Origin of the sequence: Micromonospora sp. NPDC047753, assembly GCF_040642735.1 — a bacterium.
In the GTDB taxonomy this organism is placed as follows: domain Bacteria; phylum Actinomycetota; class Actinomycetes; order Mycobacteriales; family Micromonosporaceae; genus Micromonospora.
Genome location: NZ_JBEYSL010000407.1, coordinates 1 through 6,191, shown reverse-complemented (window position 1 = coordinate 6,191; position 6,191 = coordinate 1). Strand labels below are relative to the sequence as shown.

At 69.6% G+C, this 6,191-nt stretch carries 3 protein-coding genes and 1 pseudogene; all 4 read left to right on the top strand.

Annotated features, from left to right (window positions below):
- A pseudogene (locus tag ABZ749_RS26830) lies at positions 1-91 on the top strand (DUF72 domain-containing protein); the annotation flags it as partial.
- Between the two features lie 20 nt (positions 92-111).
- Entirely contained in the window at positions 112-3,057 is a 2,946-nt protein-coding gene (gene uvrA, locus ABZ749_RS26825) for an excinuclease ABC subunit UvrA (RefSeq protein ID WP_091408018.1), read from the top strand.
- A gap of 161 nt (positions 3,058-3,218) precedes the next feature.
- Positions 3,219-3,707 carry a Rieske (2Fe-2S) protein gene (locus ABZ749_RS26820; RefSeq protein ID WP_357232691.1) on the top strand — a complete coding sequence of 163 codons (489 nt, stop codon included), beginning with the start codon at positions 3,219-3,221 and terminating at the stop codon, positions 3,705-3,707.
- A gap of 184 nt (positions 3,708-3,891) precedes the next feature.
- A complete protein-coding gene (gene uvrC, locus ABZ749_RS26815; protein ID WP_357232689.1) occupies positions 3,892-5,880 on the top strand; it encodes an excinuclease ABC subunit UvrC in 1,989 nt (662 codons plus the stop codon).
- Positions 5,881-6,191: the final 311 nt, after the last annotated feature.

Here is a 6,191-nt window from a genome sequence, read left to right as displayed (position 1 = left end):
CCACGGGCACAGCGACAAGTGGACCAGCAAGGACATCCACGAGAAGTTCGGCTACCACTACTCCAAGCGGGAGTTGGCCGACTGGGCCCCGAACCCGGGAGTACACGCACCGTGGCCGACCGACTGATCATCCGTGGCGCGCGCGAGCACAACCTGCGTGACGTCAGTCTCGACCTGCCCCGGGACGCGCTCATCGTGTTCACCGGGCTGTCCGGGTCGGGCAAGTCGAGCCTGGCCTTCGACACGATCTTCGCCGAGGGGCAGCGCCGCTACGTCGAGTCGCTCTCGTCGTACGCCCGGCAGTTCCTCGGCCAGATGGACAAGCCAGACGTCGACTTCATCGAGGGCCTGAGCCCGGCCGTCTCGATCGACCAGAAATCCACCTCGCGCAACCCGCGCTCAACGGTCGGCACCATCACCGAGGTCTACGACTACCTGCGTCTGCTCTACGCCCGCATCGGTGAGCCGCACTGCCCGGTCTGTGGTGAGCGCATCTCCCGGCAGAGCCCGCAGCAGATCGTCGACCGGGTCCTCGCCATGGCCGAGGGCACCAAGTTCATGGTGCTCGCACCGGTGATCCGTGGCCGCAAGGGCGAATATGTCGACCTCTTCGCCGAGCTGCAGGCCAAGGGCTACGCCCGGGCCCGGGTCGACGGCGTGGTTCACCCGCTGACCGAGCCGCCGAAGCTCAAGAAGCAGGAGAAGCACACCATCGAGGTGGTGATCGACCGGCTCACCGTCAAGCCGAGCGCCAAGCAGCGGCTCACCGACTCGGTCGAGGCCGCACTGGGCCTGTCCAGCGGCCTGGTCCTGCTCGACTTCGTCGACCTTCCCGAGGACGACCCGGACCGCGAGCGCCGCTACTCCGAGCACCTGGCCTGCCCCAACGACCACCCGCTCGCCATCGAGGATCTCGAGCCTCGGGTCTTCTCCTTCAACGCGCCCTACGGCGCCTGCCCGGAGTGCACCGGCCTCGGCACCAAGAAGGAGGTCGACCCGGAGCTGCTGGTCCCCGACCCGGAGCGCAGCCTGCGTGAGGGCGCCATCCAGCCCTGGTCCACCGGGCACAACCTGGAATACTTCCTGCGCCTGCTCGAGGCGCTCGGCGAGGCCCAGCACTTCGACATCGACACCCCGTGGCGGGCGTTGCCGGCGCGCGCGCAGAAGACGATCCTGCACGGCTCCGACGACCAGGTTCACGTGCGCTACCGCAACAAGTACGGCCGCGAGCGCTCCTACTACACCGGCTTCGAGGGCGTGGTGCAGTGGATCGAGCGCCGGCACTCCGACACCGAGTCCGAGTGGTCCCGCGACAAGTACGAGGGCTACATGCGCGACGTGCCGTGCGCGGCGTGCGGCGGTGCCCGGCTCAAGCCCGAAGTCCTCGCGGTCACGTTGGCCGGCAAGAGCATCGCCGAGGTCTGCAACCTGTCCGTGGGGGAGTGCGCCGACCTGCTCGCCGGCATCGAGCTGACCGACCGGCAGAAGATGATCGCCGAGCGGGTCCTCAAGGAGATCAACGCCCGGCTGCGGTTCCTGCTCGACGTCGGCCTGGACTACCTCTCCCTGGACCGCCCGGCCGGCACGCTCTCCGGCGGCGAGGCACAGCGCATCCGGCTGGCCACCCAGATCGGCTCCGGCCTGGTGGGTGTGCTCTACGTGCTCGACGAACCGTCGATCGGGCTGCACCAGCGCGACAACCACCGGCTGATCGAGACCTTGATCCGGCTGCGTGGGCTCGGCAACACGCTGATCGTGGTGGAGCACGACGAGGACACCATCCGCACCGCCGACTGGATCGTCGACATCGGGCCCGGCGCGGGTGAGCACGGCGGCAAGATCGTGCACAGCGGCTCGGTGCCGGCGCTGCTGAAGAACAAGGAGTCGATCACCGGGGCGTACCTGTCCGGTCGGCGGTCGATCCCGACGCCGACGGGCCGCCGCCCGCAGGACCCGGCCCGCGAGCTGGTGGTGCACGGCGCGCGGGAGCACAACCTGCGCAACCTGACCGTCTCGTTCCCGCTGGGCCAGCTGATCGCTGTCACCGGGGTCAGCGGCTCGGGCAAGTCGACGCTGGTCAACGACATCCTGTACGCGGTGCTGGCCAACCAGATCAACGGCGCCCGGCTGGTGCCCGGCCGGCACACCCGCGTCTCCGGGCTGGAGCACGTGGACAAGGTCGTCGGCGTGGACCAGTCGCCGATCGGCCGCACGCCGCGCTCCAACCCGGCCACCTACACCGGCGTCTGGGACCACGTCCGCAAGCTCTTCGCCGAGACGACCGAGGCGAAGGTGCGCGGGTACGGCCCGGGTCGGTTCTCCTTCAACGTCAAGGGCGGGCGCTGCGAGGCGTGCTCGGGTGACGGCACGATCAAGATCGAGATGAACTTCCTCCCCGACGTGTACGTCCCCTGCGAGGTCTGCAAGGGCGCCCGGTACAACCGGGAGACCCTGGAGGTGCACTACAAGGGCAAGACCGTCTCGGACGTGCTGGAGATGCCGATCGAGGAGGCCGCCGAGTTCTTCTCCGCGATCCCGGCCATCCACCGGCACCTGAAGACCCTGGTCGACGTCGGCCTGGGCTACGTCCGCCTCGGTCAGCCGGCGCCGACCCTCTCCGGCGGTGAGGCGCAGCGGGTCAAGCTCGCCTCCGAGCTGCAGAAGCGCTCCACCGGGCGGACGGTCTACGTGCTCGACGAGCCGACCACCGGTCTGCACTTCGAGGACATCCGCAAGCTCCTGATGGTGCTGGAAGGGCTGGTCGACAAGGGCAACACGGTGATCACGATCGAGCACAACCTCGACGTGATCAAGACCGCGGACTGGCTGATCGACATGGGTCCCGAGGGTGGCCACCGTGGCGGCACAGTGCTCGCCACCGGCACCCCCGAGGAGGTCGCCGAGGTGGCCGAGAGCCACACCGGCGAGTTCCTGCGCCAGGTGCTCAAGCTCGACGGCAAGGCCAAGGGTGCGGCTGCCGCCACCACCCGGGCCGCCAAGGCCAACGGCGTGACCAAGGCGCGGGCCAGCCGCAAGGTGCCGGCCGCCGCGCGCTGACCTCTCGACGCGTGCTGATGGGGTGGGGCGGGTCGGATGACGACCTGCCCCACCCCATTTGTCGGGTCGAGCGGATGCCGTGCTGAACCATCCGGCACAGTTGCCCGTGTGGAGAAGTGTGGCCGGCTTTCGACCGGCAGCGGGCTAGAGAGAGGCGAGGCATGAGTGACGATCAAGCGCTGACCGGACCAGGTACGCAGACACGTCGTAACCTGCTCACCGGCGTCGGGGCGGTCGGCGCGGCCGTCGTCCTGGCTGCCTGCGGCAGTGACGACGACGGCGGCAGCAGCAGCGGTGCGCCCACAAGCGGTGGCCCTGCCGTACCCAGCACCGGCGACGCTGGCGGCGGTGACCGGCAGGATGCCCAGTCGCTGGCCACCACCGCCGACATCCCGGTCGGCGGCGGCAAGGTCCTCGCCGCCCAGGGCGTGGTCATCACCCAGCCCACGGCCGGCCAGTTCAAAGGCTTCAGCCCGATCTGTACGCACCAGAACTGCCCGGTGACGAACGTCGACGGCGGCACCATCAACTGCACCTGCCACAACAGCAAGTTCTCGATCGAGGACGGCTCGGTGAAGGCCGGCCCGGCCACCAAGCCGCTGCCGCCCAAGGAGATCAAGGTCACCGGCGACCAGATCTCGCTGGCCTGATCCGACGCGGGGCCGGTGGGCTGGCCCGGGCCGCACCTTGACCGGCCGGTCGCCCGGCGTCGCAGGATCGATCCGCGTTCGGGAAGTCGGGGTTGTCAGCGGTGTGCCGACACCCCGACTTCCGGGGTGCCGAGTGGATCACGCCTGCGGTGGGCTGTCGGTGCTGCGGACTAGGCTTGTTGGTGTGGCTGACCCCTCGACCTACCGCCCCGCACCCGGCACCATCCCGGAGCTACCAGGGGTCTACCGCTTTCGCGACGGCACCGGCCGGGTGATCTACGTCGGCAAGGCGCGAAATCTGCGCAGCCGACTCAACTCCTACTTCGGCGACGTCTGGAACCTGCACGAGCGCACCCGACAGATGGTCACCACCGCCGAGTCGGTGGACTGGATCACCGTCGGCACCGAGGTCGAGGCGCTCCAGCAGGAGTTCACCTGGATCAAGCAGTACGACCCGCGGTTCAACGTCCGCTACCGCGACGACAAGTCATACCCCTATCTTGCTGTCACCCTCGACGAGGAGTACCCCCGGCTGCAGGTGATGCGCGGCGCCAAGCGCAAGGGCGTGCGTTACTTCGGTCCCTATTCGCATGCCTGGGCCATCCGGGAGACCCTCGACCTGCTGCTGCGCGTGTTCCCCGCGCGCACGTGTTCCGCCGGGGTGTTCAAGCGGGCCGGCCAGGTCGGTCGCCCCTGCCTGCTGGGCTACATCGGCAAGTGCTCGGCGCCGTGCGTGGGCACCGTCTCCGCCGACGAACACCGGGCCATCGTCGACGGGTTCTGCGACTTCATGGCCGGGCGCACCGACACCATGGTCCGCAAGATCGAACGTGAGATGACCGAGGCGAGCGAGCAACTGGAGTTCGAGCGGGCCGCCCGCCTGCGCGACGACGTGGCCGCACTGCGCCGGGCCATGGAGAAGCAGACCGTGGTGCTCGGCGACGGCACCGACGCGGACGTCGTCGCGTTCGCCGACGACCCGCTCGAGGCGGCTGTACAGGTCTTCCACGTCCGCGACGGCCGGGTCCGCGGCCAGCGCGGTTGGGTGGTGGAGAAGACCGAGGAGCTGACCACCGGGGACCTGGTGCACCACTTCTGCACCCAGGTGTACGGCGGCGAGCACGGCGAAGCCGACGTGCCTCGGGAACTACTGGTCCCCGAGCTGCCCGCGGACGCCGACGCGCTGGCCGAGTGGCTCTCCAACCACCGGGGCAGTCGGGTGTCGCTGCGGGTGCCGCAGCGTGGCGACAAACGCTCACTGATGGAGACGGTGGAGCGCAACGCCAAGGACGCGCTGGCCCGGCACAAGCTCAAGCGCTCCGGTGACCTGACCACCCGGGGCAAGGCACTGGACGAGATCAGCGAGGCGCTGGGCATGAGCACGTCGCCGCTGCGCATCGAGTGCTTCGACATCTCCCAGATCCAGGGCACCGACGTGGTCGCCAGCATGGTGGTCTTCGAGGACGGGTTGCCCCGCAAGAGCGAGTACCGGCGGTTCATCGTCCGGGGTGCCACCGACGACCTCTCCGCGATGTCCGAGGTGCTCCGTCGCCGCTTCGCCCGCTACCTGGACGCCAGGGCCGAGACGGGTGAGGTGGGCGTGGAGTCGGCCGACGACTCGGCCGCCCCCCAGGACGCGGTCGAGCCCCAGGTCGGCGTCCTGATCGATCCGACCACCGGCAGGCCACGGAAATTCGCGTACCCGCCACAGTTGGTGGTCGTCGACGGCGGCGCCCCGCAGGTCGCCGCCGCCGCGCAGGCCCTCGCCGACCTCGGCATCGACGACGTGGCCCTGTGCGGGCTGGCCAAGCGGCTGGAAGAGGTGTGGCTGCCGGACGACGAGTTCCCGGTCATCCTCCCGCGCACCTCGGAAGGGCTCTACCTGCTGCAACGGGTGCGTGACGAGGCCCACCGGTTCGCCATCACCTTCCACCGGCAGCGCCGGTCCAAGCGGATGACCGAGTCAGCGCTGGACCACGTACCCGGCCTGGGCGAGGTGCGTCGCAAGGCGCTGCTGCGGCACTTCGGCTCGCTCAAGCGCCTCTCGGCAGCAACGGTCGACGAGATCACCGAGGTGCCTGGGGTGGGGCGGCGCACCGCCGAGGCGATTCTGGCCGCCCTGGACAAGGACACGAAGGCCGGCGACGGCGCGGGAGCGAAGCCCAGCACCTGAGCGCCGTCGCTCGCTCGCTGCCGGGCCGGAGGGGGCACCCAGGGCACGCTGGCTGTCCTCGCTCGCCCCGCTGATGGGCGGTCGCCCCCCATGATCGTGCTCGTTCCTGGATGTAGTGGCCTCGTTGCGTTGGGAGGGGCCTCTTTCCTGGATCCAGCACGATCTAGCGGGGGTTGCGGGCGCCGGGCTGTCCCGGGACGGGGCTGGCCCGCCCGGCCACGGCCAGTGACCCGGCCGGGATGGTGGGGCTCATCGACCCGGTCTTGAACAGGATGAGCGAGATGTCGAAGAAGAACGCCAGCGGGACGAGG